We start from the raw sequence: 26845 nt of genomic DNA, 5'->3' as shown, positions 1-26845 counted from the left end.
CTTAATTCAGTTTCTTAGTCACATACTCTTTGTTTCTGACCATCAGCCACATCAAGCCGCCTAGAATTCCCACCGCTAATTGGATAAAGCCTAGGTTTTCAATTAGCGAATCTGGTCGGATTGAAACCAAAACCATACCAAGTGAACCACAAATCATGCTAAAGAACTGAATCAATGCGACGGCAGAACCTGTGTCTTGATCTTGCTGATTTAACATTAAGTTGGTGCCTGGTACTCGCATGATGATAACCATCAGCGTCGCTGGTGCTGCGATAAACATAAAGAACCAAGGTGACAAACCGCCGACTGTCAGCGTAAAGATTCCGGCAATCGCTAATAGAGCAAAACATCCAGAGATGACCTTTTGAACCGATATTTTGTAGGACAACTTCATATAAATTGTTGGGCCAAATGAGGCGCACAATGCATTGAATGCGAAAGCGTAACTAAACTGTTGTTCGGTCAATCCAAAGTGATTGATGTAGATATAAGAACCAGCGGCAAGAAAGCTCATTAGCGCCATTGGTGTAATAGAGAAAATGACTAGCAGTTTTATGAACGATCGGTTTTTCATCACCACGCCCATTCTGCCCCATGAGCGGAACATAGAACCTTGATATTTAGTTTCAAGTGTCTCTCGGTAGCAAAGTGCCAATGCTGAGGCGAACGCACCAAAAATCGCGAGGGTGACGAACATCATTCGCCAAGACGCAATTTTCAGTAAGAAGGCACCAAATACAGGAGCAACCATTGGCGCGATGATCACCAGTGACATGATAGTCGCCATGATCTTTTCACGTTCTCGGCCATCATAAAGATCTTTGACAATGGCGGTTGCGATAACGGTGATGGCACTGCCCGCAAAGGCTTGGAATATACGAGCACCAATCAACTGCTCAATGCTGTTGGTCATGGCACATAATACGCTCGCCACCATATAGCTTGCGATGCCAATGAGTAGAATCGGCTTACGCCCGAACTTTTCGCTGAGCGGCCCCCAGAACAGCAGGCCAACCGCATAGGTCACGAAGTAGCTGCTCAGGGTTAGGTTGACCATCGATTGGTCGGTGTTGAACACTTCAACCATTTGCGGAAGGGCTGGCAAATACAAATCGATGGTCAATGGAGGAAACGCACTGATGATGACGAGGAAAAATAGCATACCTGTCTTACCCAGTACTGGTTGTGGTTTCTTCAAGGTATTTCCCCGCTATCCAATAAAGGGCTTTAAATGAATGTGATTTTGGTTTTCCGAAGGCTCAAAGCTAAGCAGAAATGAAGGTTAGAGTCGCTCAAGACAATGGTGAAAAATATCTATGAACTAGCTTCTATGAATTCGTACCTATGAATGAGTTTCGATGAATCGGTCTGTACTCTGAATTGTAATACAAAGTACTATCACCCTTATAGCTAACGAGTTCAATCAGTTAATCGAGGGTAGCTTGCAACAGCCTACGACACATTGTAATGATTATCGAGTTGGACTGTTACCTTTTCTTTGGGCGCTTTTCGACTAACCCGTTTCGCTCTAAGCCACGTCTAACGCTGCTGCATAGCTTACCAAAGCGACGCAGCTCTTCGAAGTTAGGGCCTTGACCAATTGAAATGCTGTGTTCCCAATACATCAACTCACTGTCGACCATCTCCAATAGTTTCTTAGAACAACCGGAGCAGTTTCCTTTTGGCCCACAGATAAACGTCTCCGACTCGTAAAGAGGGAGTTCGTTTTTCACTTCTTCAATTAGATTGAGCATTGCCGAGTTTAAGTCTGGCTTTTTGTCTGTGAGTGGTTTCAAGCTTAGTGCTTGCGAAGCGATCACGGAAGAAGTAGTTGTGTTGGGTTGTATATTCAAAGCAGCTGATGACATATCAAAGGCCTCAAGGAAAGAAGAAGAGGCGCATGCTACTCCTCACAACAAAGTGAATCTTGATGTAGTGCAATAAGCGTGGAGAAATACCCAAAAGAGGTAGGAGCCACAAACGGTTGTGACCCCTTTAATTAAGAATCGTTATTAATGAGAGATTTTAGAATTCAGCGTCGAACTGAAACTCCATCCACTCTTTGGTCACAGGGTGGTGCAGCGCTAGCCTTTCTGCGTGTAGGTGCAGTCGGTCGGCTTTATTGCCATATAGGCCATCACCCACGATAGGCATGTTAAGGCCTTCTTCGTGTGAACAGTGAACACGCAATTGGTGTGTACGCCCTGTTTTAGGGTACAGGTAAACCTTAGTGGTTTGCTCGTTTCGCTCAATCACTTCCCATTTGGTTTCTGCAGGCTTGCCATGTTCGAAGCAGACAATCTGACGAGGGCGGTCATACAAATCACCACGCAATGGTAGTCGAATATAGCCTTCATCTTCGGTTAGAACGCCTTCAATCATTGCCACGTAACGCTTCTCGACTTCACGAGTAATGAACTGCTTCTGTAAGCTTTTGTTCGCACGTCGTGTAAGCGCAAATATTAGAATGCCAGAGGTTGCCATGTCCAAACGGTGGATAACAAATGGCCCTTCAACATCTGGGTGCATCTCTTGAACGCGTGTGTAAGCCGAATCTTTGATGGTTTTACCCGGTACGGATAGAAAGCCTGCGGGTTTGTGTACCACAACGATGTGTTCATCTTGGAACAAGATATCGAGGTCTTTACCTTCTGCTGGGTTTTCTAGCAATGGGTTGGGGTCGACTTCCAGACCTTTCATCATGTGGCCTAAAATCGGTACACACTTACTTTGGCAAGAGGCGTAGTATTTTTTGTGTTTGCGGATTTCCGACTTTGGAGAACGACCCCACCAAAATTCAGCCAGTGCCAATGGTGTGTAGCCATTTAAGTACGCGTATTGCAGCAATTTAGGCGCAGCACATTCGCCAGAGCCAGCTGGTGGAATCTTGTTTGGCGTGTTTTCAAAGATCTGGTTAAGGTCTTCAACGTTTCCTTCCGCATTTTGGAAAGCGTATTGTGAAAACAGCTTGTGCTGAAGCTGATGAGAAATGTGTGCTCTTTGCTCTTTGAGTTCTGCCAGTTGAGTGGTGAACACATCAACTTTAGCCTGCAGCACTTGCAGGGTCTGTTCCCAATTGAGCTTAAGATATTTTTGCTGATTCTTGTCTGCAACACTGGCTCTGTTTAGCTCGTTATTTAGCTGTTCGAAGGCTTGTTCATCAAGGTTTTCTTTACCTTGTTCACGTTGTTCTTTACGTGTTTTTCGGCGTTCTATAATTAATAAACGCTGAGCTTCAATCTCTTGTTCAGCTTGTGCTTTTTGTTGTGCCAGTTGCTCGCACAGTTCAAGGTATTCAGCGTTTGCTTGCAGCGCTTTAAATTTCGCATTCACAGCCATCATGTCGGCCGTGTCTTGATGGAAAAAGCTGTCGCTGCTCAGCATGTCGAATACGGGCGGTACAAAGTGAGGCCATAGATTTTGGTCGGCGATTTTCCCGGAGAAAGCAGAGAAGTACCCAAGCTCACCGTCAGGGCTTTTTACCAGTAACACACCAAACATTTTGCCGCGCCCTGCATCAGAATCCAGTCCGAAGTCATGTTGCCAATCGGTTTGTGTTTCTAGGTGCTGTTGAAGCTGATGAGCGGCAATTTCACACAATGGGTGCGGTTCGTAATAGAACGGAAAGGTGAAGCGATCTGGCAACGAATATGACTCAATCGGCTGTTGAAAGCGAGTGAAGCAGTGCTCAGGTGTGTGGCTGTTTTCTGAGTCGTGCGTTGGTTTTGATGAGTGCATAGTCGTCTTAATACTTATATCGTGGTGATAAATGGTTGTGAGTCTACTGTGTATGTTTAGATACTTTAAACACAGTACAAGGCGGCGATTCTACTCTTTATCGAAATACGCCTCAAATAAGAAATCGTTCAATGACTGGATACAAAAATTGTTGTTGAACATATAACCCCCCCAGAGTCTCACTTGAAAGTCAGAAATTAATGAGTGACCTCTCGTTTTTAATCATAGAAGGTAACTTCGTAAATTAAGGGTGGTAGCCTTGCCGCCCTCTTGTGAAACTAAGGTAACGTTATGATTCCACTCAATACTTCGATTGTATCTGGTGTCGCAATTTCTGAGATCGACGGACAAACGAAAATGCTACTAATGAAGCGTGTGAAGGGCGAGTTTTGGTGTCACGTCGCAGGCTCGATTGAAGCGGGAGAAACAGGCTGGCAGGCTATCGTGCGTGAGTTTGAAGAAGAGACCCAAATTAAAGTGGAAGCTTTGTATAACGCGCAGTTTCTGGAGCAGTTTTACGAGGCGCACGTGAATGTGATTCAGCTAATCCCTGTGTTTGCGGTGCTATGCCCACCCAACCAAGCGATTGAACTGAATGACGAGCATACGGAGTACCGTTGGTGCAATTTAGAAGAAGCAAAAGCGTTAGCGCCATTCCCTAACCAACATGCCGTCTACGATCATATCTGGTCGTATTTTGTCGATAAGCCAGTCAATCCGCTTTACCGAGTGAAATTGAACTAATACTGGTTGTTTAAGAGCGAGGGCTTACCAAGGTAAGGGGTTAAAAAGGCGCTCACTTGTGTTTGGCATAACCCCACATCCACCTTCACGCCGTGCGATTCAAGGATCGCAACACCACGGCCATTATTGCGAGGGTCAGGGTCTAGCATCGCCACCACTACGTGTTTTACACCTGCTTTAACCAATGTATTGGCGCAAGCGGGTGTTCTGCCAACAAATGAACATGGCTCTAAAGTTACGTAAGCAGTAACGCCTTCCATTTCTCCGTCCGTTTCGCCGTCATAGCCATTCAGTGCTTCAACCTCGGCATGGTTTCCACCGACTTTTTGCGTGTACCCAACAGACACCACCTTATCGCTCTTCACCAAAACGCAGCCTACTGGCGGGTTTGGTTGGCAATCAGGTAGGGCTTGGTGCGAAGCTTCAAGAGCTTGAAGCATATATTGTTGGTTCATGGTCGTTACTCAGTATGACGAGAGGGCGTAGCAGTTAGTCGTCACGCGCGGTTGATGAGTTGATTAATTACTAAAGCTAATAAGCTAACAAGTGGGGCATGTTCGATCTGATTGGGCTGTTAGTCAATGGTTTTCATTTTGAATCCGCCGCTAGTTGACAGTAACCGCTAATTAACTAACTGTGGCTAATCGTTAACTGTGACCAATCGTTAACTTGGGCCAATGAGTTAACCAGTTTTTAGACTGAACTCGTTGATCAAACCGTCTTTGCTGCGATTGGGATTCGGTGTGATCTTTAAATCAAACAAACTCTCTAAACCAAAAGCCGAAATACACTCGATGTCTCCATCGCGGTTTTGTTTTACGGCGATCGCCGTCTCTTTTTCAGGCCAGTAACTCATCGCATCCAATGAGCTTTGATAAGGCTCATCCTTGTTTCGAGTATGCATGTTGGCTTGATTGCGAACTTGCCAATTCAATTCAGGCAACCGTTGTTGAAGTAGAGCCTCATATCCAAGATCCGATTCGTAAGAGGTATCAATGGGATCAAAGTAGATCACATCAATATCATTGAGTGGAGTAGGGGAGGCATAACCATGTAGGTGATCCCAAACGAGGTTTCTCACAAAGCCCGCAGCAACATAACATAGCGGTAAATCCAACTGGGAGACACAGTCTAAAACCTGCATTCGTAAGGGATCTTGTTTGATCAACGTGACGATGCGGTTGGCTAGCGGGTCAATCATTATGATGTCGGAACACCAGTGATTTGGTAATGACGTGTCACGTTCTTGGAGATTTCACCCCATTCAGAAGCTTTGACGCGTTGCTGGTGGGCTTCGAACGCTTCTCGATTGGTGAACTCTTCGTAAATTTCAAAACGATTAGGTTGAAGCGTGCTTTGGCTGACTCGAAACACAATACAGCCAGGTTCTTCCAGTGTCAGTTCTCTATGCACAACCAAGGCTTGGGTTACTGCTTCGAGGTCGTTGTCTGGCACAAGAATATGCCCTTGTAGAATTACTTTACTCATTATTACATCCATTTCATTTTATTCATTACGGCTTTTTCTATCAAAAGCTCTATCCGTCACAAGCATAATCCCATTTTGAGTTTGTGCCGTACAGTCCAGTGTGGAGAAAAAATGACCATTTTGAATGTGACCTTAGTTACGGTGTAACCTTGTAGGGGGGAGGTAAATGTTGGGAACTAAATCCGTGTTAGTCCGGTCTATTAAATCAGTATCATTGAACTGTATTGATACTGAAATGAATTTGTCATCTTAGAGAACTAACCTTAATTTCGAACAGCGGCTCATCGGATTGAACTGAGTCATAGTTGATAACTAGGTCATACTTTGATGTAAATGGTACTCGAATCTCTATGTCTTTTGTGACTTGTGTCATTGATCTAGCCATCAAACACCGTTAGATTCGAATAGTTGGCAATAAAAATAGCTCATGAAGAGCAGTTAAAGAAAAGGAAATATCCCTTATGAAAAAAATGAGAAGAGCACAGCTTCATCGCGTTCGCATCCAATACTGGAAAGACACAGCGAAAGAAGCTTCAAAGAAATAAGCTTTAAATCGTAAAGCTTTAAAATAAAAAAGCTGAAAAGCTTAATCAAATGTAAAACGCAACAAACCGATTTCAATAGTACTCTCAAGGACCTTCATCTGGTCGGCGACTAAAGAAATCATCCCCTAAAGAGCTGACAGGCATTAACAATAATGCAATTCAATGTCAGCTCATTAATACCTCCTCTAGATTCTCTTGTTGCTTCACTCTGTTACTTCCAAGTAAAACCCCTTTGTCTTTGTCACCCATTCCTGTATCGCAAAGTCGTGATAATAAAAAAGCTCCTGATTTCTCAGAAGCTTTGATTTAGGTTTTTAGAGCAGTTGTTGTGGTCAACTAAAATTGGAGAGTAAACGAAACGCCTCAAAGATGCGTTTCGTTTGTTGGTTAGATGATATCGAGCTGATCTATCATAGCTACCACATTAGAATCACCACGAACTATTACTCTCACGTCAAAAACGCCTGAAGGAAATGTGACTAGATAAGTACTAATGTTATCGATTCTTTCCGGCGCGTATTGCGATTTACTTGGGCCATTTTTCCTGTTTCCTATAGCGGGTTTACCTGTGTAATCCCCGTTGAAGTTTTGCCCCGTCGGCACGCCATCTTTGTATAGCACTTTTGCATCTTTCCACTGACTTCCAGCCTTATATTGGATCGCTAGCTCGCCTAATGTTTTAGTATCATAACCGCTTAAAGCGATATTCATTTGTTTTATCTCTCGTCCACCTTGACTGGTCAGAGTGATGTTGGCCTCTTCTCCTCTTAGTAGTAGAGTGGAGCGTCCGTTTGTCTCTTTTTGCTTGCTGACATTAACTTGTACATCACCAAAGCTTTTAGAGGTATTCACTGGCCAAGGGCTCGCATCAGGAGCGTTTGAACCTGTTAGCTCGTCGTTAGTAAATGTTAGTGAAAGCATCGGACCAATATGGAGTTGATTGCGAGTTGACCAAACATGACCATTTACCCATTGGTTATTAATTTTGCTATCTACTCGCCAATACAAAACGTCGGTAGCATTATTAATATTAACGGATAGGCTTTTACTTGTACCAACGCTTTTAGAATACAATGGACTGCTTAAAGAAGAGTCTTGCCCGTAAGTGACTCGGAATTCACTGGCTGCATCATTATCCCATTTTAACAAAATAGGTGTATCAAAGCTGATTTCTTGTCCATTGATCGGCGAAGTCGAGTAGGCTGGGTAGTGTCCTTTTGCCAATTGTTTAATTTGCTGTTCAGACAGAGCGTAGGTGAACATCTGTACGTTATCGACGTCCATTTTATCGGATATAAATCGGGTCGATGTGTCCCATATACTATTACTGCCACCTAATGTTCTCATAAACCATGGGCCATAGGATTCAGTGTATAAGTCTCTCCCTGCGCTATACCAGTAGTTTGTTCCACCAGGGTATACACCACCAAAATCGGCAGGTAGAGGGACATGATCGTAAAAATGAGTGGGATTATCGTCTAACACCATGGGTACGACTGTGCCATCGACATATGTGCTTACGGTGTTCTTTTGTCTGTCTATGACCCAAGTAACGATATGAGGTTTATTATCGTTGACGGTTACCGCATCAGGAGCCGCGTAGGCATGAATCTCATGTGGTCGTTGCCCGAAGTTCTGCTGAGTGAAGAGTTGTCGACTCACTAATGTCCAGCCTAACCCCTTTGCTGGCGCGCCTTTGGCTTCTATTCGGTGGCGGTTTCCGTTGAAATAGGAAAGCGCGTAGCCGTCATCTAATTTACCTTGACCAATAAGGGCTAATTCTTGTGTTGTCGAGTCAAGCTCCCCAGAGCTAAGTCGAGAGATAAAGTCACCGTCTTGAGTGAAAACTAATGATACTGAGAAGCTCGACTTACCAGGAACAAGCTCATGAGGCATATAATCACGAAGGCTCATCGTGTTGTTTTTTTCGTAAACAGTATCGTAAGAGCCTTCCATAAGGAGTTGCTGAACAAAGCCTAAATTTTGGTACTTTGAGTTTTGATGCGTTAATGAAACAAAAGACTCTTTACCGGCTAAGTTATGCACTTGGTCGACTCTGTGGTTATCTCCGCTATAATTTTTCAGGTCATGTCTTGTCGTGTATTGATTTTTCTTAAAGAAAGCTACGCGAGAATCAGAAAGTACTTTTACGTGTACTTCAGATTCATCTTTCATTCCGGAATCATCAATAATGGTGTAATTGAAGTGGTCGTCTCCGACGAAGCCTTTCGGGGCTTGGTAAGTTACATTACCATTTTCTTCCCAAGTAATACGACCGTAAGCAATAGAGTGGCTATCTACACTATGAACTTTGATCTTTCCGCCGGGCAAAGGTCCATTGGCGTCAAAGTCATTGTCTAATACATTGATGGTGGCTTTTTGATCTCTGGTGATATCTAAATGATCGATATTAGCATTAGGGCTGATCGGCGATTGTAGTGCGCCAACAATCGTCCCTTTCGTTGCTCCTGGAGAGGACTTCATCACAGAGATTGCGTTCGTTGGAATGAGTTCAACGGCTCCCATTACACTGTTGGTTTCTGGGCCAATGTTATGCCCTAGATTGAAAGCATGACCTACTTCATGCAATGTACACCAAGCAGAAAGACTAAATCCACAAAGGCTACTTAAACCTGCGTTACTACCCGAATTTCTTGCACCTTCTAGAGTGTGTAATAACGAAAATTTCCCTTTGAGTTTTTCACGCAGCTGCTGATTTTGAGAGCCTTTAGTTACGGAACCAGCCTTTTGGACAATTAAGCCTCCGGGATAGCTAAATCGAATAAGAGCGTCACGTGTAAATACGTAATCTAAAAAGTTTGCCATATAATCTAGAGCCCCAATGGTCGACTCTAAGTTGTTCCCAAAGGCGCGAGTATAGGCATCTTCTGTCGCGATAAAAGCGATATCCGCTCGCTGAAGGTAAAAGTCACTGTTGCTAGGGATTGGGCTAGCTAAGGATGGTGCCTGCAGTTGATGAGAGTCAGAGGTAAGCTGTAAATCAGCCGGTGAACGGTTGATATCAACCTTGTTGCCTAAATGCGCAGCCTTTTGCGCTATAGGGAGGTCGCTGATTTCCCAACTTTTTATTCCGCCATAAAAGACTCGGCCATAGAATTTGTTGTTACCGTCAACATAGCCGATGATCATTGATTCGGGCTGGCCAACCACTTTACCACGATAACTTCTGACTTCAGGGGTGTAGCTTAGTGCTTGAGCTTGTGTGGACTGGCCTGCATTGAGGATATAAAACTTGGCATCTTTTTGTCTGACAGAGAATTTTTCTAATTTAATAACATGGGACTCACCTGCCATTTTAACTGTCTTCGAAAAAGAGTAAGGGAGTTTTTCATATTGTGCTATGTCGTTAGAACTCGGACCCGGTGATGAATCACCACCACAGCCCGTGGCTAAAATAGAAAATAGGGTAGAGATAATGATGTTTTTTTTAATCATTCTTAACTTACTTTAAAGTCGGGGGTATCAATAATTATATCATTAAGTATATGATAATTGTATGTTTACGTCGTGTGCTTACAATAATGACAATCTTCGTATTTAGTTTCAAATCTGTATTTAGATTGAAAGTCATTTGACAAAAAGTACAGGGTAATAACGTGCCGACAATGAAAGAGCCTGATAATAAAAAGCTCCCGTTTTCTTGGGAGCTTTGATTTGGATTTTGATATCTGCAGTTGTTACCTGTTCATGAGAGATAACATCAACGTCAGGAAGATTACTCTAACGTTGGAAGAGTGTTTTCAAACTGACATCGTCCGTTCGGTTTAGCTTCAAGCTCAGTAGATAACCGCCAACACCAATCAGTACGTAAATACCTAAAGACAAAACAGGCGCTTCTGTGAGCGCGCTGAATGGGTTGCTTGCTGTGAGCACTTTCATTGGCAGTGATGCAATGAGAGATAGGAAGTCGTTGATGCCATAGAACCCAAACACGGCGACAGAGAGGAACTTAATCGCATAGCTTGAGATAAAAATGACAAGCAATGGCGAGTTCACTAGCTGTGAAATCGCTAGGGTAACAGTTGCCAGTGGTAATAGAACCAGTGCAACTAACATCATTCGGCCAAAGAACACGACCCAGTTGCTCAACACATAAAACAGAGATTGTTGCTCAACCAATAGCGCCAGTTGTTGTTCGCTTGAGATGTTCAATACCCAGAATAGGAAATCTGCGAACAGCACCAACAACGCACAGATAGCTGGAATAACCATTAAACCGAAGCCTAGCTTCACGCCGTGAGTCATAGCATTGGATACTGGCATACTTCTCCAAAACATCGAACTGCCTTCCTGTCGCTCTTTACGCAGCGTTTTAGGGATGTAAAGCGTCGAAAGTATGAGTGAAATAAGGCCCGCACCAAAATAGATCACTGAGTTGAGATCTTGTGCGAATTCTCTGTGGATATCGCTCACGTCACCGTTCACTTGCATTTCGAAGAAAAACTCATGCTGCGCTGCGCCATTAAAGAACAGACTGACGAACAGCAAGAAACCACATAACGCGATAAACAGAGGCAATCGAGTGTTAATTTTGTGCTCAATCAGTTCTTTTTCTAGCATGTAAAAACTTGGGTGCATTATGCCTTCTCCATCTGTGTTGCAAGGAATAGGTCGGCCAGACCAACGTTGTAGATGTTACCGAGTGATTCAACCTGCGTTTTGTATTGACCTTCCAATAACCATTTAGTGGTTCCTAGCCCAGGCTGTGAGCTCAGTGGATTGAGTTTCTGGATTTCACTTGAGTGGTTGTTTGCGACATCGATAATGAAATAGTCGTTCTCGATGTCTTCCATGCTCTTTTGCAGCACACAATGGCCTTGTTTCAGAATCAAGACATCCGTTAATAGGTGTTCAATCTCTGAAACCTCATGGCTGGCGATGATCATCGCGCGTTCGCCGTCATGGAACCACTCTAGGAGGTGGCGATAAAAAGTATCGCGGTAGAGCAGATCTAGACCTAGAGTTGGCTCATCTAAGATCAACACTTGAGTGTCGGTCGCGATAATGATTGCAAGGTGAAGCTGTACCTTCATCCCTTTAGAAAGCTGTTTGATCGTTGAAGACAGCTTAATGTTGGTGCTGCTTAGTGTTTGCTCTGCTTTTGGCCTGTTGAAGCTCGGGTGTACACCTTCGGTGTATCGAAGTAGTTGTTTTACTGTCATCCACTCGGGTAGTACGTTAACGTCTGAGATGTACGACAGGTGCAACATGAGTTCTGCATGCTGGTGGATAGGGTGGTAGCCGTTAACTTCTATCTCACCTTGATAGCTGTGTCCGCCAAGTAGTGATTTGATCAGAGTCGATTTACCCGCGCCATTGTGGCCTAGAAGGCCAAGCACTTGCCCCGGTTTTAACTCAAAGCTGATGTTCTCTACACCCACTTGATTTAAATAGGTTTTGGTTACGTTTTTCACTGAAAGTAAAGTACTCATGACTTGTCCTTTATATATTGTTCTAGCTGTTTCACGAGTTCTTCGACACTCATATCAATGATGCCTAGCGTCTCAGCGATGGCTGGGATCTGTGTGTTGATGAATGATTGGTGTGCAGATTCTTTCAATTTCTGAAGTGCCCCTTCTGCGACATACATACCTTGGCCGCGTTTTTTCTCGACTAAGTCTTCATCAACCAGTAACTGATAGCTTTTCATGACAGTAAGGTGGTTGATTTTAAGATCGGCGGCAACAGCACGCACTGAGGGCAATGCTTGTTGTTCTAACCAAACACCTTGAAGAATTTGGTCACTGATCTTTGCAGCTAGCTGCCTAAAGATCGGCTGGTCGTCTTTCCATTCGGTCATAATTAAAATTGCATGGTGATATACATATGTACAACACTAAACTTTTTATTCAGATTGGCAAGGTTTTTATAAAAATGAAGAGTATATTTTTATGTTTGGGAGAAATGTATTGGGTTATGAGAACACTTGAAGCCTACTTCCTTGTGGGCTCTCAAGTCGTTGTATGATTAATTGCAATTAAACAAGAAAAGGGAGGTCATCAATATTTAAATGGGGTGGGAGATAATTACTCCTCGGAGTGACTAGGTCTACTGTACAGATAACCTTGGTGTAGGTTGTAGCCTAACTGACACAGGATATATTGCTGCCTGCGCGTCTCGACACCTTCATAAATCATCGTGATGTTTGATAAGCGTCCAATCTCCGATATATTAAGCAATACTCCTTGATGATAATCTCCTGACTCGATATCTTTAACAAAGCAGCGATCCAGCTTTAGGTAGGTCGGAGAGATAGCACTAATGATCTCAATGTTGTTGTTACCTGTACCAAAGTCGTCTAGCGCGATGGTGATTCCAAGATCTTTGACCATTTTGATGTTGTCGATGACCTCATAGCCATAGCCAATATTTGAATACTCTGTTATTTCTACGACAAACTCATTCGCTTCCATCGTGACTAAATGCTCTTTGAGCTTCGTAAAGTTAGATCCCACCAACGCACTCGGGCATACATTGACACCGTAGATATCATGGCTGTTGTCTAATTTCGCTTTTTTTACTGTTTCAATGATTAAAATAGTATGAAAGGTCAACAAATTAGTACGTCTCATGGTGTTGATGAAACTCAGAACGCCTACGTTACGCACTCTAGACAATAACTCGTAATATAAAACGCTATTGTCATCAGTGTTGATTATAGGCTCTTCCTCGAAGGATATGTGTCGCCAACGAAGCAGGTAAATACCAAAGCCAAGAATATATGCGCGATAAAGTAGCGTGGCGATCACCAGAGAAAAAATTACCCACAGAAGCACAATATCGTCACTGTAGAAAGTGATGGTTGCACCTGTTGGAAGTGGGGCTTGATAAATAGGCTGACTGTTTTCGCCTAGGTTTAATATGTAGTGACCATTTTTTTGTATGGAAACTGAATCAACCAAAAGAGGGAGTAATGAGTTCTTATATCTAGCTTCAATAGACCATTTAGAAATGCGCGCAATGAGTTCGATGTCCTCTTTGGGGTCTGAAAAGTGTGAATAAGCAAAATCTAGGCTATCGTCAAAGTTTTCAATTTGGTCTAGTTCAACCATTTTTGATTGCGTTTTTGATATGTAGCATGAACCATAAGGCGTTGTCATCAAAACAGAATCAAGGTTAAGTGAGTGCCTCAATGCGTACACTGCGACTTCGCTATCACAGCCATAGTTCATTACTTCCTCTACTATTTGCTTTGCGTTTTTACTGTATTCATCTGCAATTTTCGTTGTATAAAGGATTTGGAAGAAGTAGACAACGAACAAAAAAAATGAAGAAACGGTACAAACAGCTATAAAGCCTCTGATCAACTCTTTTTGGTAAGTGTTGAGCATCAGCTTCAACATCTCGATATGGCTGAGCTTGAATTGGTTGATGTTGTATTTTGGTGTTATACGGTTGGTTGTACTTTTATCTAGGTCGATAAAATAACCAACCTTATAAAGGTTCGAGATAAGTTCACTATTATGGTTAATTTTTGCTTTCTTACACAGATTCCTATACTTTTTTCTTATCGAAGCAATAATGTTCTTTAAAGCGTACAAGCTGAACTCTTCATCGAAGTGTAATTTAAATGACTTTTCAACATCTCTAGCAGATTGAGGGTTTGATATTGATGAGTGTTCAATAAGATATTTAAAAACAAAACTTTCTTTACTATTAAGACTTTCCTCTGATATCTTATTGCTGTTTCTTTTAATGTATATTTTTTCTTCATTATATATTAATTGCAAGCTCTCATAGTTATTGTTTATATTGAAAGAACAATGCATAGCTCAACTCCTAAGCGATAGTTATTATATTTACGTGATTGATATGTGATGCTGGGATTTTCATTCAACCTAAGAGTCCTTTCTAAATAACATAACTAAAATGTCACTATTTCTCTCAAGATGGTGATACTAATCGCAGATTTTTGGGGTCAATGACAGGTTATAGAGATGTTCACCCAAAACTTGAATTTATAAATAAAAGTCGATGATTTACAAGGGTTAAAGTGGATTTATCCATTTATTTTGGTATTTATCCATTTCTAGGGGCTGGATTTTAACTTTTTGTCTTGTTCTATAATTTTTGTGATTTCCCATTGGAAAGCTAATTTAGCTTTTGGTTTTATACGATTAAATTATTTATATGTCAGTTAACCCCGGTTTTTTTTATGATTATCTCGACATGGTCCCTTATTGTTAATTTTGATAATATAGTTTTAATTTCTATTGAACTTGTTTTTACTTCTGTTATAGGACTGTTTATATAAGGATGGCTTGATTTTATTTTAATGTCACTTAAGTTTGTGTTATTTAAGTTTATGTAAATAAAGGAAATAAACCCAAGAGCACCCAGTCAACAAGAGAAGGTAATATCTAGTGTTATTTTTCAGGGCATATTGTAAGTGGGTATACTTTGGCTGGTTTAATATTGATAGTTATATTAATGTGGTATTGGGGAGTAATTTAATTACAACTAACCAAAGTGTAAACTGTCTAGACTTTGGTTAGTTGTAAAATTTACGTAATCGGTATAGTTGATAGCATTTAAGCATTTACATAATTATATTGCGCTTGGGGAATTTAATTGCTTTGGTAAGTAAACCCCTTTGGTAAGTAAACCCCTTAGAGCCGAGTTATCTACTAGACAAAAATCGCATTTCGACTTCATCGGGTGGGATAGGTTTGCTGAACAGAAATCCCTGTAAATATTGATATCCGCAACTGGTTAAGAAAGCTTTTTGTGTTTCAGTTTCTACGCCTTCCGCAACCACCTTAAGCCCCAATTTTTCACAGATAGCATGGGTGGCTTGGACAATCGCTTTGCTCCCTTTATAGGTACCATGGACGAAGCTCTTATCTAGCTTAACGGTACTAATTGGCAAGTCATGTAACATCGAGAGTGAGGAGTAGCCAGTGCCGAAGTCGTCAAGGTGTAGCTCAACTCCTAGCGCTGAAATATCGTCTAATGCTTGTCTGACTTCACCGTGTTTGAAGATCATTGAGGATTCAGTGATCTCAAGGGCGATACTTTTAGGTTGTATGTTGTAGAAGTTGAGCATTGCCGATAGCTGCTCTGCAAAAGTAGTGTGCATCTGAATACACGAGATATTGATGCTCATTATCAATTCGTCATCAAATTCTCGGTGCCATATCGACAGCTGCTTAAGTGCAGAATTAAGAACCCACTTTCCGAGTGGAACTATCTGTCCGGTTTCTTCCGCTAGGCTAATAAATTCATCAGGCTTGATGTTGCCAAGATCTTTGTCCGACCATCTTAGTAAGGCTTCAAACCCTTTAACTTTGTCGTTATTGGTGTCCATTATCGGTTGGTAATGAAGATTGAGGTCATCACATTCTAGTGCCAGAGTTAACCTATGGCGTATCTCTACTTGCCGATGCAGAATCTGCGCTAAATTTGGAGTAAAGGTTTGGAAGCGGTTTCGACCATTGGCTTTGGCAATATGCATCGCCATTCCGGCCTGTTTTAACAATGATTCTTTATCCGTGGCATTATCTGGATAATGAGCAGAACCTATGCTGCAACCTACAGATAAGGTACCAATTCCTTTTATTTGGAAGCTTTTGTTCAAAGAATCGATAATGCGAGAGCAGAGTAACGGGATATTTTGATTTTTTCGGGCGTGAGCAATAACGATGAACTCATCACCACCAAAGCGACCAATTGTGCATGTTTCGTCGAGGATCTGTTTAAGACGCTTGCCAACTTTTTTGAGTAGTTGGTCACCAACACTATGCCCATAAGTGTCATTCACCAACTTAAAGCCATCAAGGTCAACAAACATCAATTCAAAGGGCGAGCGACAGGCAATACTAGATTCTAGTCTTTTGGTGATCCCGCGGCGGTTGTAGAGCTCAGTGAGACAGTCGTGCTCTGCGTTATATCGAGCTTTAATCAAATTTTCTTTTTGCTTCGTGGTACAGGTTAGGTTTAATAGCAATTCACTTTTGTCAAACAACCACTTCCCATGGACATCAAAGTAGTGGGTTTTATTTTCAATTTGACAGCTGACTTCCTCCAAAATGTCTCGACCTTTACGAGCTGAAAATAACCATTGGTCTGCAACTTCTTCGCTTGAAACAAAATCGGATAGGCGACTAAACGGTGAGCCGTAGTTTTTAGAAAAAGCGGAGTTTGCACTCACTACGCCTCCCACTTTGTCAAATAAAAGAGAGAGATTAGAACCATCAGAGTAAGTGAGATCGCGTTTTAAGCTCTCTTCTTCTGCGATGACTTGCGCTAGCATCCCTGTTCGGCCATCGGGTAATGGGATTCCAGAGAAAAGACATAGTGCGCGTTTAGAAATGTATTTTGGTGTGAAGTTCCACCAAGTCTTTACACTTTGATTTCGCAGAAATTGTCTTTGATATTCTTCAAGCGTTGCTTCGATCGCCTTTGACATTTCAACACCAAAATCGCGTGAGGTCAGTTCAAATAGAGATTCAGACTCCCAAAGAGGGAGGGCACTGCTGTTTGCCCAGGTTATTCGCTTATTATCAATGTCATATATCCAGATAGGACACTTTAGATGTTCGAAAGGTTGGTAGCTGGTCATCATAATAAATTCGGGGAACTCATACTTTAATCGATTTATGTAGACAGATGTCGTGCTTTGGCAGTGCGTCTATCAAATTGAACTCTGATCTTTAACAGCCATGAAGGAGCTATGTGTTTAAGAAAAATCAGGCGCTAAAGATAAATTAGCGAAAAAAATAGCGTTTAAAGATTCAATGAACGGATAATTTTGGTCACTTTTCCTTCCGGGGTGCTTTCGATGACATAGCCTTTATTGTCACCAAAAACCTCCCCATTGATGAAGTTCCAACCATCTGGTGTCTTGATGATCTCTTTAGGGAAGTTATCGTCGAACATTGAATGACTTGTGTATACCGTTTCAATGGCTTCAAATAATAGCTGAGCTTGATCTTGGCTAGTAACGACGAAGTCTTCTTTAAGGCACATCGTTAATTCTGGAAGGGGTTGAGTCGTGAAAGGTTCAGTCATCGCGCCTACGACCCCATTATGTGAATAGAAGCGATATGAACCAGAGCTACTCTCGTTGCCATCTGGAGATTTAATGCTTGGGGTTGTTAGGTAGAAATTACAGTTGAAGACCATCTTTTGGATAATACTATTTTGTGGCCTGACTTGAATATCTATCCAAGAGCTTACTTGCGCTTTGATTTGATTCATCACCTCATGTTTATTAGGGGCAGCGGTGACTCGTGTTGCCAACAAAGCGGTCATGGTCAGTAACATTAAAAGCGATTTATTCATCTTTAAGTGGCCTTGTGACAAAGTGACTTTTGTTTAATCAGTAAGTCACGGTTGTTTATTATTGGAGTGAATGATTAACCGAATAAATGTTACTTGAAGAACACTCTATTTTATAGAGGTGGGCATATGCTTGAAGGTTGAAAACACTATTTGGTGGGTTAAGTAATCGTTTTCGCTGGGTGGTAAAATTAACATGGTGGTTATAAAGCCTATCAATTTGTTCATTTGCAGTGTTACTAACTGTTGTGTTATTAATGTGTGGTAAGTTGATTTGAATGAGTTTTGTAAAATATTTTAATGTAAGTGTACGTAAGAAGGTAAGCAAACGTAAGCGCTTAAGAGTCTAAGTTTTCCGATTTTGATTGAAAATCAATCAACAAGTGAGCATTTTTTGTTGCTGAACGATGGTTTGTAAACGTGTATGTACAGAAGCGATTAATATGTTTTGCGTACGGTAAATTGGTGACTTTAATAACAATATTGATGATATATGAACAGTATATATACTGCCCTCGCTTTTAATAAATGCTGGTGATAGAAATGTCGAAAACCAAAGTGCTGATTGTCGAAGATGACCAGGCGATAGCGCGTTTAACTACGCTTTACCTCGAAGCTGAAGGCTACAATGTTAGCGTTGTCCATGAGGGGGATTTGGCAATTGAAGCGATCCGCAGTATTGAACCCGATCTCGTTCTGTTGGACTTGATGCTTCCTGGGTTGAGTGGTGCACAGATTTGTCGACAGGCTCGCGAATTCTACAACGGATTGATCTTAGTTTTGACGGCCTCTGCCGATGAAATGAGCGAGGTTAGTTTATTTAAGTTTGGCGCGGATGATTACGTCGCAAAGCCTATTCGTGGTCATGCTTTATTGGCTCGGATTGAAGCACTATTGCGTCGCGCAGCCCCTGTTGCTGAGCCTGACATGACCGCTGAAACCCCAGGTGAAATTGTGATCAACAGTACAGCTCAAAGTGCCACTCTGTATGGACAGAATCTAAAGCTCACCTCTGCCGAGTTTGAAATTCTAAATCTTCTTGTTAATAACATTTGTCAGGTTGTTACTCGAGATCAATGTTGCCAGTTATTTAGAGGTATTGATTATGCCTTTAACGACCGCTCTATTGATATGCGTGTTTCAGGGTTGCGCCGGAAGCTGCGTATGCATGCAAAAGATAAGCAGTTGATCCGTACGGTTCGTAACAAGGGGTATATGCTGGTTGTATAAGTCTATTGCGGTGAAACTTCGCTCTGTTTCTATGTTTACTCGTTTGTACCTTGGGATCGTGACTGGGATGTCGGCAACGATATTTTTGTTTTGGAACCTTGGTGAAGGACACATGCGACGAACCGAGATCGAAACGTTCCTCAATGATGGCATCTACTTTTCTGAGCAGTATGTTCGTCAACACAACCGAGAAAATTCGCTATATAAAGAACTCGACAGAACAGGCTACCAACAATTTTACATCTTTAATTTACACCTGTTGGAGAATTGGTCGGGAGAGGCTCCGTGCCAACGATGCGAGTTATTTACCATCTTAAATAGTGTACCGATATACCTAAGTGAAAATAATCTCTATTCGGCAGTATTTCAGCTACCAAATTCTAAGTTTAGCTTTGTGTTCAGTGAGGTAGGTGATTTCTTCTCACCTGAGATTGAATGGTATGAAGATTCAGAAAGAAACTTTTTTATAGGGCTTTTGTTGGCCGTTATCTTCGCTATCGGAGCAAGTGTTTACTTACCTGTGAGGCGTTTTCAAGAAAGAATAGAGTTACTTGTTGAGAAACAGAAGCAGTTTGGTAAGGGGAAGCTGAGTACTCGTTCGGAGTTAGATGAGATACATCCAGTGTCTGAGTTAGCTAATAGTTTTAATATCATGGCTGAGGAGATTGAGAGCAAAGTAAAACAAAGTCATATATTTGCTCAAGCAATTCCACATGAAGTCCGCACACCGCTAAGCCGTATTCAATTGGCGACGGATCTCTTAAGGCGGGAAGCGCCAGAGCATCATCAGGTTTTTTTCGATGATATTGATACTTACATCGGGGATATCAACGACCTCACGTCAGAAATTATCATGCTGTCGAAATTGAATGTCATGGATAACTCTTTCTTCGAGCTTGTTAAAGTAAAAGCAGACCTTCGCGAGTATTGTTTAGATAGAATCCGTTACTCGGAGTTAGACAATGTTATTTTTGAGTCCCAAGTAAAGCTAGAGTGCAAGATTAAGTGTGATTGCTCGATGGCGCGTTTGGTTTTTGATAACGTGATTAAGAACGCTGGGAATTACACACTAGACAAAGTCTGGGTAACTCTGGATGAGAACTCAGAAAATTGGCTGGTTCTCATCGAAGACAATGGTCCCGGAATACCAGTGGATAAGCGTGACGAAGTATTCCTTCCGTTTTCTCGCTTAGATGCTAGCAGAGCATCGGCAACTGGTGGGTTAGGATTAGGCCTAGCGATAGCGATTTCAGCGGCTAAGAAGCTTTCTTGGGATATTAGGATCTGCGATAGCAATCGCGGTGGTGCTAAGTTCTGTATCTTAATCCCAAAGATTACGTAAATGATTTTAGTAAGAGACCAATTAGGCTCTTAAAAATGAAAGCCACGGTTTAATATCGTGGCTTACTAATTTAATTAACTTACCAATTATCATTCACTATCAATTGCAAAATTTACTAAGTAGAAAATCAAGCTTAGATGTTGTTGGCGCTTAAACGATGAAGGCCATAAATAGCATGATCTACGATGCGGCCATTTAAGTTCTCGTTCCGAGTTATGATACCTTCTAATGTGAAATGTAAGCGCTCACAAACCTTGCGACTACTCTGGTTGCCAGTTGCAGCTGAAACCTCCACCTTTTCCATATCTAACTCATTGAAAGCAATATCAACGAGCTTCTCAACTACGCGCGTAACGATCCCGTTACCTTGGTAAGTCTCAGATAACCAATAACCTATCGTGACTTTCTGTTTGCTGTGGTCAATGGTGTTAAAACTACAGTTACCGACGATATTGTCTTTGTACACAATCGCACATGTCATGCTTTTGCCTTCCGCGTAATCATGTAGCGAGCGCTGGATGAAGATCCTAAAATCCTGCTCTGTTTTGCAGTGCGGTGGCCATGCTAACCACTGGCTAAGATACTCATTTTGGCTTTGTGAAATTTCCGCGTAATGTGGAGCGAAACTCTCTTCAACCAGAGCGATGGATAACTCTTCATCGATAACCCTTTTAAACATGTATTACTTTCCTTTTGGCTGATGATTTAAGAGCCTTTTAATCGGCAGGCTATAATGTCGCATGATTTTTAATATGCAACCACTTGTGGCACGGGTTTTTCGTCATACGTTAGATCTATCACGAAACTCATTAAACCTTACAATAATTGTGCGTATATTCGTTAGCTATGCATTACTATTAGCAGCCTAAATATATAAAAACTATAAAAATCTAGGCTTAGTTAATGAATCAAAATTGTGAAGAGGTAACTGTAGATCTAAGAAAAGCTCTGTTTGGTATTGCTAAGGCGCTTGATAACGTCGGTTTTGAAAGCAAAAATCATGGGCAGAGGGTTGGTTACATCGCATATCGATGTGCTTTGAGCGTGGGATGGGAGGAAGAGCAGGCGCAGCTCGCGTTTTCGTTAGGACTCATTCACGACTGTGGAGTGTCGCAAATTGACGAGCAACGCCGGCTAAATTCCGGTTTTTTTCCCGACTCGACTTATCACCATTGTCAAAAGGGCTACCAAATTTTAAAGGAGTGCCCTGTTCTTTCTATTTTCGCTAAGCCAGTTCTTTATCATCATACCCCTTGGGTAGAGTTAAAGGCTATGCATATCAGTGAGTTAGAAAAGGAGCTGGCCGCCATTGTGATGCTTGCCGATAGAGTCGACTATCTATATGGCATAACTGCTTCTGATCGTTATGGAAACCTAACCCCAGACAGTAAAGCGAACATTATTGAACGTTTGACTGAACAAGCGGATGAGATGTTTGAAACCAACCTTGTACAGCACATGTGTGAGTTGGTCGATCTGGATGATTTTTGGTTCTCGATGGAAATCCCTTACATCGAAAATATGAGAGATAACTTTGAGCCTGTACCATTTTTCTCTCAACAAATGTCGCTGGATGAGACCGTTGCCTTTGCCGAGTTTATTGCTAATGTCGTTGATACTAAAAGTTCTTTTACTTTCAAGCACTCGTTGAAGGTAGGGCAACTTTCTGAATATCTAGCTAAACAACTTGGTTATTCACACACAACGCAGAGAAAGCTCTATTTAGCTGGTTTAGTTCACGATATTGGCAAACTACAAACCCCTGGTGACATTCTTCATAAGCCAGATTTGCTCACTGACGAAGAGTACTGTTGTATCAAACGCCATGCGACCGACACTAGATTCGCGCTGCAGGAGTTATTTAGTTCGCCTCAGGTGTGTCAGTGGGCTTCCGATCACCATGAAAGGTTAGATGGTTCAGGCTATCCGATGGGTAAAACGGCTGAAGATTTAGATCAACCCAGTAGAATTGTTGCTGTAGTCGATGTGTTTCAAGCGTTAACCCAGTCTCGCCCCTATCGTAAGGGTATGACACTAGAGGAAACTCTAACAATTTTAACGGGCCAAGTTGATAGTTATAAGTTGGACCGAGAAGTGTTTGAATGCCTTAGAAAGCACGCAGAGTACTGTTTTGAACTATCAACGGACAAAAGAATGTACGCCTTTTAACTTTGGTCGTTTTTAGGATTCAACTCACCTTTAAATCTAGATTGAAGGTAAATGGACTATCTACTTTATTCAAACAATGAAAACGCCGACTGCGGGGTGCGCGAGTCGGCTTTTATTCACTTCTCTTTCGAGTCTTTATCTATATCTACGCACGATTAAAAGCATCATCCACGATATCTTTAAGTCGGTCGTAAGGCACATATCCTGGTAAAATATTTCCGTTCATCATCATGGTTGGCGTGCCCGTTAAGCCGAGTGCGCTGAAGGTTCGATGGTTAGTGGTTAGAACCTGGTTTTGTTCTTGAGTTGTTTTTAGTTCCGCTTCTGTTCCCGTCTTCTTGGCAACGGCTTCTAGTGAGCTTTTCGAGTGAATACCGCTTTTCGCCATCAGTAATCTATCGACTTCAGGGAAGGCTTCTGGATTATCCTTCCATACTTTCATCGCGTACAGAGCCGCATTGGTATCAAGGCCATCTACTTGTTGCTGCTTAAACGATAAGTACACATTGATGATTTTGATATCACTATTTTCAGACGCTAATTTAACTAAGCCTTTTTCCAAGCGCTTACAGTAAGGGCAGTTATAGTCGGTAAAGTTAACGATGACTGATTTTCCATCTGGGTTGCCCGTGATTGGGTGAGCGTCATTGTTGTATAACCAATCATGGCTTTCTGCTTGAGCTTTCTTTGCTTGCGCTTGGCCTGCGACATACTGCTCTAAACTGGTATGCAGCCCTGAAATCGTAGAAGGATTTTCCTTTAGGAATTGATGAATTTCTTCAAGTTGCTGGGTCTGCTCTGTGCTTAACTCAGCGAAGGCACTTGTGCTCATTAGTGAGCCTAAAATCAGTGCGCTTATCAGATGTTTTTTCATGTTGTTTATTCTCTAATTCTTGATAACCGTGAGCACGTTTTGGGTTGCGCTCACGGTATTATTGTTTGTTAAACTGGCTTAAATCTGTTCATTCACTTTGCTCTGCTTTTCTTAGTAGCGAGTTATGCAAAGTAGGTTCTTAACCATAGGCCGATAGGGGAAGTAACGCCGGTTGCGATACTGCTAATCTTTCCATCTTTGATGATGACAATACTTGGCGTGACATTGACTCCCCAACTTCTGCTGATCGATCCAGAGAGATCATTGATAACAGGGAAGTCATACTCTTTGGCGTCTAAGAAGCGCTGAACACGTTCGTCTGGGCCAGATGAAAGTGCGACAGAAACTACTTGATGGGAGTCGCTGAAGCTATTAACCGTCGGGCTCACCAATTTGCACGCGCTACACCAAGTCGCCCAAAAATAGACAATAACGGGCTTACCGCTTTTGCTTAGCTCGATAACATCAATATCGTCACCTTGGATCGACTGACCTACGATTGGTATCGCGTCTCCTTGAGGCATGCTTCTGCTGTGGTAAAAATCCATGGCAAACGAAACCACACCAACGATCAGCATCATTGAAACGAGTTCCTTTCCCCATTTCTTAAGACGACTTGGCTTTTTGGTTTCAGCCTTTACAGCGTTGTCTTCAGCAGAGCTAGGTTTTTGTTCATGGTTGGGTGTCTTCATCAATTATCTCGCAGCGTCGATGGCATGAATAACAGTGTCACTGTCGAGAATGACAGGCAGCGGAATACCATTTTTATAGCTCGGGCCATAAACGATATTAAATGGCACACCAAATCGCCCATTACTTTGTAAGTATTGAGTGACACTTTCACTTGGTGTGGTCCAATCGCCTTTCATCAAAACAATGTCTTCTTGCTGTAGGTGGCTGTAGACAGGATCTTGAAGAATGACGCCAATTTTGTTGGCTTTACAGGTGATACACCATTCAGCAGTCACGTCGACAAAGACGGTTTTTCCTTCTTCGACCAACTGAGGGATTTGTTTCGCATCCAGTTTCTGCCAATCAAGGTTATCGACAATTGGCGTTGCCCAGTTATCAGCGGTAACACTGCCGACGATCAATGCAGCACCAAATACCAAGGTTGTGGTTGCCATGATAGGAATCAGTGCCTTGCGCCCTAATTTCATGCCAATCCAAATTAGCACCGAAACGACGATAAACAGTGACAACAAGATGGTTGGGAACTTGTCAATGAATGGGCTCAGTAGGCTTGTTAGCCACAGACTGGTGATGAACATCATTAAGCCGAATACTAACTTAACTTTGAACATCCACGCGCCCGGTTTTGGCAGCAATTTAGTTAGGCTTGGGAATAACGCAAAGATCAACCAAGGTGCGCTCATACCAATGCCGAGTGCGATAAAGATAGCCCACAACTCTTGGTAACTTGCGCCCAGAGCATAAGCCACTGCGGTTCCTAGGAATGGAGCACTGCAAGGCGTCGCCAATAGTGTCGCAAACATGCCTTGGATGAAGTGACCTGAATGTGAGTCGTCGCCTTTGGTTGCCATCCAAGTGTTTAAACCTGACGGAAGCCTGAATTCGAATAGACCGAGTAGGTTAACTGAGAACAGTAGGGTGATGATCAGCATGAACCCGATGAACCAAACATTTTGGAACTGGATTCCCCAACCAATCGCATTACCACCCATTTTTAGAACGGTCATGCCTAGAGCTAACAGCGCAAACGAAGTGATAACACCGGCAGCAGACGCTAGGAATGAGAGGCGGATGTGGCGATTTGATGTACCTTGGTTCTGAATTATGCTGTTTAGCTTCATCCCTAACACGGGTAGAACACACGGCATGATGTTGAGGATTAAACCGCCCACTAACGCAAAGCCAAGCATGACTAGAAAGCTGTTGTTACTTGTTTGGTAAGCTATCGGGTCTGACCCGACTTGCGCGGACATCTCTTCGGCAAAGTTAGTATCTGAAACGGTAATACTCACTGTACGATCCGTTAAGTCGACCTCGCCGATCCAGTTACTCACATCGAATACTGCGGTCATTGTATTGTCTGTGATGTGGACGGTGGGTTGAGAGAAGAAGTCATCAAGTACTTCTTGTCCATCAATCAATACCATCGGTTTATCCCAGCCTTCCTTACTTGTTAGCTGAGTAACCAGTTGTTGTTTGCTTTTATCCCAGAACAGGTCGTTCACTGAAGTGCGGTTAGCTTCTCGTGGAGATTGGCTCATGCCTTGATTGAACAAGAACATCGCTTCTTCATCGAGCTCTAATGTTTGCGGATCAATGGGCAGTTCGATGTCGTAATCGGTTAACACACAGATATTGGTACACGACGGAAAGGTAAGCGACGCCTTGAATATTGCAGGTTTCGTATTGTCTTTCAGTGTCAACGTAATTGGAAAGCTGACGTGTTTTTTGTAGCCTAACGTCATTACGTCCAGCTGTTCATAATATTTAGGAATCGGCCAATGCCAATCTACGGACTCTATATTAGTCGAATCAGACCAATCCCAGCTTGGTGGGATGCCACCTTCACCGGGGCTGCGCCAGTAGGTTTTCCAGTCGCCGTCGAGTGTAACGTCCAATACAGTTTGAACGGTACTGCCGTTATCTGACTGTTCACCTGTCGACATCATTCGCATTTTTACTGGCGGATGCTCAGGCACGCTTATCCAGCCCGTAGTTTGTGCCAAAGCGGTAAATGACGTCATAACCAAAAGGGCAGTGACTAGCGTTTTTGCGCATGTACGCATGCAGAATGCCAAAGAGTCGGCAGACTTAGTTAGTAGTGTGTTGTACACAAATGTATCTCCAAAAAATAAATAAAAGGGTGTAATTTCCCAGTTATTTACTCTCTAAATATACAGTGCTTGAGGTGTAAGCGAAGTTTTGTTGGTCGAGAAGAGCGATGATTGTCTCTGGATAATCTCGAGATGTGAGGAGATAAGCTGAATGCAACAGCGATAAGTAAAATGAAAGGAATCAGCCAGCCTGTTTTAGGCGTAGCAAAAGTCAGCATTTTTGAACTTAGGCTGCATGAGCTTGAATTTGGTGTTGTTAGGGCTTTAGATGCTTGTGAACCAAAAACGCTGGCGTATAGAGCGGCCATTTTTTCTGAGGAAGCGATGTCGGTTTGAGGGTTACTGGTTTCTGTGTGACTTTCTGCGCCGACAAGTATTGATTGTCCAATTAAGGAAGCTGAAGAGGTTACTTTGTTTGCAGACAGAGTACTCGCCAGACAGGTTACGATAACCAGTCCGGTAAGGAAGAGCGCCCAAAGCGAATACTTTTGTCGGCGGTTCTGTGTGGATAAGAAAAGTAGCGATGTGTTCAGCAAGTTAGTCAGTAATCTAATCAGTTAATAGTTAATAGTTAATAGCTAAAGCGAGCTCATTGAATTGCGGTTAG

21 protein-coding genes and 1 pseudogene are annotated in these 26845 nt (G+C 42.4%); 5 read left to right on the top strand and 17 right to left on the bottom strand.

All coding sequences use genetic code 11. The features are described 5' to 3' along the window. Nucleotide 1: 1 nt before the first annotated feature. From Q5H80_RS19640 to Q5H80_RS19630, 3 genes are all read right to left on the bottom strand, one after another. Entirely contained in the window at nt 2-1162 is a 1161-nt protein-coding gene (locus tag Q5H80_RS19640) for a multidrug effflux MFS transporter (RefSeq protein WP_304570736.1), read from the bottom strand. A 325-nt stretch (nt 1163-1487) separates the two neighbouring features. Continuing rightward, complete coding sequence (locus tag Q5H80_RS19635; RefSeq protein ID WP_065105314.1) at nt 1488-1868, bottom strand: hypothetical protein; 381 nt, start codon at nt 1866-1868, stop codon at nt 1488-1490. Nucleotides 1869-2025: 157 nt separating this feature from the next. Continuing rightward, a complete protein-coding gene (locus Q5H80_RS19630; RefSeq protein WP_304569796.1) occupies nt 2026-3738 on the bottom strand; it encodes an RluA family pseudouridine synthase in 1713 nt (570 codons plus the stop codon). A 291-nt stretch (nt 3739-4029) separates the two neighbouring features. Between Q5H80_RS19630 and Q5H80_RS19625 the strand changes: the two genes are divergently transcribed. Next, nucleotides 4030-4482 carry an NUDIX pyrophosphatase gene (locus tag Q5H80_RS19625; protein WP_304569795.1) on the top strand — a complete coding sequence of 151 codons (453 nt, stop codon included), beginning with the start codon at nt 4030-4032 and terminating at the stop codon, nt 4480-4482. On the opposite strand, the gene Q5H80_RS19620 is transcribed toward Q5H80_RS19625, so the two are convergent. From Q5H80_RS19620 to Q5H80_RS19575, 10 genes and pseudogenes are all read right to left on the bottom strand, one after another. Beyond that, a complete protein-coding gene (locus tag Q5H80_RS19620) occupies nt 4479-4937 on the bottom strand; it encodes a bifunctional diaminohydroxyphosphoribosylaminopyrimidine deaminase/5-amino-6-(5-phosphoribosylamino)uracil reductase RibD (RefSeq protein WP_304569794.1) in 459 nt (152 codons plus the stop codon). The two genes, Q5H80_RS19625 and Q5H80_RS19620, sit on opposite strands and share 4 nt — an antisense overlap. 192 nt (nt 4938-5129) lie before the next feature. Beyond that, a pseudogene (locus Q5H80_RS19615) lies at nt 5130-5683 on the bottom strand (nucleotidyltransferase family protein). Beyond that, nucleotides 5683-5970: a putative quinol monooxygenase gene (locus Q5H80_RS19610; protein WP_304569793.1), complete on the bottom strand. Its 288-nt coding sequence runs from the start codon at nt 5968-5970 to the stop codon at nt 5683-5685. Before Q5H80_RS19610 ends, Q5H80_RS19615 begins: the two are co-directional and overlap by 1 nt. A 932-nt stretch (nt 5971-6902) precedes the next feature. Then, entirely contained in the window at nt 6903-9971 is a 3069-nt protein-coding gene (locus tag Q5H80_RS19605; protein ID WP_304569792.1) for an Ig-like domain-containing protein, read from the bottom strand. Between the two features lie 285 nt (nt 9972-10256). Beyond that, nucleotides 10257-11114, bottom strand: a complete 858-nt coding sequence (locus Q5H80_RS19600; protein WP_304569791.1) for a hypothetical protein — start codon at nt 11112-11114, stop codon at nt 10257-10259. Further along, nucleotides 11114-11968, bottom strand: a complete 855-nt coding sequence (locus tag Q5H80_RS19595) for an ABC transporter ATP-binding protein (RefSeq protein WP_304569790.1) — start codon at nt 11966-11968, stop codon at nt 11114-11116. Before Q5H80_RS19595 ends, Q5H80_RS19600 begins: the two co-directional genes overlap by 1 nt. Continuing rightward, a complete protein-coding gene (locus Q5H80_RS19590; protein WP_304569789.1) occupies nt 11965-12336 on the bottom strand; it encodes a GntR family transcriptional regulator in 372 nt (123 codons plus the stop codon). The genes Q5H80_RS19595 and Q5H80_RS19590 overlap by 4 nt, the downstream gene beginning before the upstream one ends. Before the next feature lie 226 nt (nt 12337-12562). Then, entirely contained in the window at nt 12563-14305 is a 1743-nt protein-coding gene (locus Q5H80_RS19585) for an EAL domain-containing protein (RefSeq protein ID WP_304569788.1), read from the bottom strand. An 851-nt stretch (nt 14306-15156) separates the two neighbouring features. Continuing rightward, the gene (locus Q5H80_RS19580; RefSeq protein WP_304569786.1) at nt 15157-17100 is read right to left on the bottom strand and encodes a bifunctional diguanylate cyclase/phosphodiesterase; all 1944 of its coding nucleotides are present in this window, start codon (nt 17098-17100) and stop codon (nt 15157-15159) included. 161 nt (nt 17101-17261) lie between these two features. Next, nucleotides 17262-17819, bottom strand: coding sequence for a hypothetical protein (locus Q5H80_RS19575; protein ID WP_304569785.1), 558 nt, complete (start codon nt 17817-17819; stop codon nt 17262-17264). 540 nt (nt 17820-18359) lie between these two features. Between Q5H80_RS19575 and Q5H80_RS19570 the strand changes: the two genes are divergently transcribed. Together Q5H80_RS19570 and Q5H80_RS19565 are read left to right on the top strand one after the other, a co-directional pair. Further along, a complete protein-coding gene (locus Q5H80_RS19570; RefSeq protein ID WP_304569783.1) occupies nt 18360-19046 on the top strand; it encodes a response regulator transcription factor in 687 nt (228 codons plus the stop codon). Continuing rightward, nucleotides 19039-20388 (top strand): HAMP domain-containing sensor histidine kinase, encoded by a 1350-nt coding sequence (locus Q5H80_RS19565; protein WP_304569782.1) that lies wholly within the window; start codon nt 19039-19041, stop codon nt 20386-20388. Before Q5H80_RS19570 ends, Q5H80_RS19565 begins: the two co-directional genes overlap by 8 nt. Nucleotides 20389-20521: 133 nt before the next feature. Here Q5H80_RS19565 and Q5H80_RS19560 read toward each other — a convergent pair whose 3' ends face one another. Beyond that, the gene (locus Q5H80_RS19560) at nt 20522-21067 is read right to left on the bottom strand and encodes a GNAT family N-acetyltransferase (protein ID WP_304569780.1); all 546 of its coding nucleotides are present in this window, start codon (nt 21065-21067) and stop codon (nt 20522-20524) included. A 224-nt stretch (nt 21068-21291) separates the two neighbouring features. Here Q5H80_RS19560 and Q5H80_RS19555 point away from each other — a divergent pair, with 224 nt between their 5' ends. Beyond that, nucleotides 21292-22557 carry an HD-GYP domain-containing protein gene (locus Q5H80_RS19555; RefSeq protein ID WP_304569779.1) on the top strand — a complete coding sequence of 422 codons (1266 nt, stop codon included), beginning with the start codon at nt 21292-21294 and terminating at the stop codon, nt 22555-22557. Nucleotides 22558-22702: 145 nt separating this feature from the next. Here Q5H80_RS19555 and Q5H80_RS19550 read toward each other — a convergent pair whose 3' ends face one another. From Q5H80_RS19550 to Q5H80_RS19540, 3 genes are all read right to left on the bottom strand, one after another. Then, on the bottom strand, nt 22703-23431 hold the full coding sequence (locus tag Q5H80_RS19550) for a DsbA family protein (RefSeq protein WP_304569778.1): 729 nt from the start codon (nt 23429-23431) through the stop codon (nt 22703-22705). Between the two features lie 122 nt (nt 23432-23553). Beyond that, entirely contained in the window at nt 23554-24123 is a 570-nt protein-coding gene (locus tag Q5H80_RS19545; protein WP_304569777.1) for a protein disulfide oxidoreductase, read from the bottom strand. A 3-nt stretch (nt 24124-24126) separates the two neighbouring features. Further along, nucleotides 24127-26190, bottom strand: coding sequence for a protein-disulfide reductase DsbD (locus Q5H80_RS19540; RefSeq protein WP_304570735.1), 2064 nt, complete (start codon nt 26188-26190; stop codon nt 24127-24129). A 219-nt stretch (nt 26191-26409) separates the two neighbouring features. Between Q5H80_RS19540 and Q5H80_RS19535 the strand changes: the two genes are divergently transcribed. Further along, nucleotides 26410-26574, top strand: a complete 165-nt coding sequence (locus tag Q5H80_RS19535) for a hypothetical protein (RefSeq protein WP_304569775.1) — start codon at nt 26410-26412, stop codon at nt 26572-26574. The last annotated feature ends 271 nt before the right edge of the window (nt 26575-26845 follow it).

It is taken from the genome of Vibrio sp. SNU_ST1, assembly GCF_030563405.1.
Lineage (GTDB): Bacteria > Pseudomonadota > Gammaproteobacteria > Enterobacterales > Vibrionaceae > Vibrio.
Note: the sequence above shows the minus strand (reverse complement) of the source record. Positions and strands in the feature narration are given on the sequence as shown.